1 pseudogene is annotated in these 1165 nt (G+C 48.8%); it reads left to right on the plus strand.

Annotated features, from left to right (window positions below):
• Positions 1-109: 109 nt before the first annotated feature.
• Positions 110-775: pseudogene (locus B5F09_RS14530) on the plus strand (IS256 family transposase); the annotation flags it as partial.
• Positions 776-1165 lie beyond the last annotated feature (390 nt).

Genomic DNA, 1165 nt, shown 5'->3' on the forward strand with positions numbered 1-1165 from the left:
CATAATCATAATATAACCTCCAATAAAAACTGAATTATTATATTATGTTGAATTGATTTTGTACATTTTTATATGATCGTTTTTGTACATATTAATAGTAGCATTTATAAACGTAGCCATTCTTGTGGCAATTGCGGTCAATGAGGACGGATACCGTGAGGTTCTGGGTGCCGCTGAGGGTATGAAGGAGGACAAGGCCAGCTGGGTCAGCTTCTTCCAGTGGCTGCGTGGCCGAGGTCTGGACGGTGTGAAACTCATTGTTGGAGACAAGTGCCTTGGTATGCTGGAGGCCGTGGGAGAAGTATTCCCCGAAGCCAAGTACCAGCGCTGTACCGTCCACTTTTACCGCAATGTATTCTCGGTCACGCCTCGCTACAAGGTGAAGCTGGTGGCAAAGATGCTCAAGGCGGTCCACGCCCAGGAAAGCAAGAAAGCAGCCCGGGAAAAGGCCAAAGCTGTGGTGGAAGAACTGCGCTCCATGAAACTGAAAGAGGCGGCCAAGAAGGTAGAGGATGGCATTGAGGAGACGCTGACCTACTGCGATTTTCCCAGCGAGCACTGGACTCGCATCCGTACCAATAACGTTATTGAACGACTCAACCGGGAGATCCGCCGCCGTACCCGTGTGGTGGGCAGTTTCCCGGACGGCAATTCCGCCCTTATGCTAGTCTGTGCCCGGCTGCGCCATGTGGCCGGCACCCAGTGGGGCAACAAGAAGTACATGAACATGAAGCACCTGGAGGCCGCCCTTGAAGATGCCTCCATTGCTGGCTGACTTCACTCATGCCAGACCCTGCAAACCATTTTGCGAAAAATACTTGACACTACCATCAAATGACGAAAAGTGGTTAAGTATCAGCTACATGCCCAATAGTCTAACTATCTACATTTCCTTTGACAATAACTGAAAGAGATAACGGAATAGCAAAGTCAGCCGAGCCAGTCAACGGTCAAGATGAACGGCGCATACGCGCCGCCGTTGACAGCCCCGCCCGCCTTTGCAGATAGGCAATCAAGGGGCGACAGCAAGGAGTGCTGCCGCCCACAGTATTATCAGGGTAGTGTCAAATAAGTTATGAAAAAATGAAATTTATTCATAACTAGAATTCCATAGTTGATTCTATGAAGTAATTCAATGCTTCATCTAGCAGTATGTTCCATTTGT

It is taken from the genome of Erysipelatoclostridium sp. An173 (genome assembly GCF_002160495.1).
In the GTDB taxonomy this organism is placed as follows: Bacteria; Bacillota_I; Bacilli_A; order Erysipelotrichales; family Coprobacillaceae; genus Thomasclavelia; species Thomasclavelia merdavium.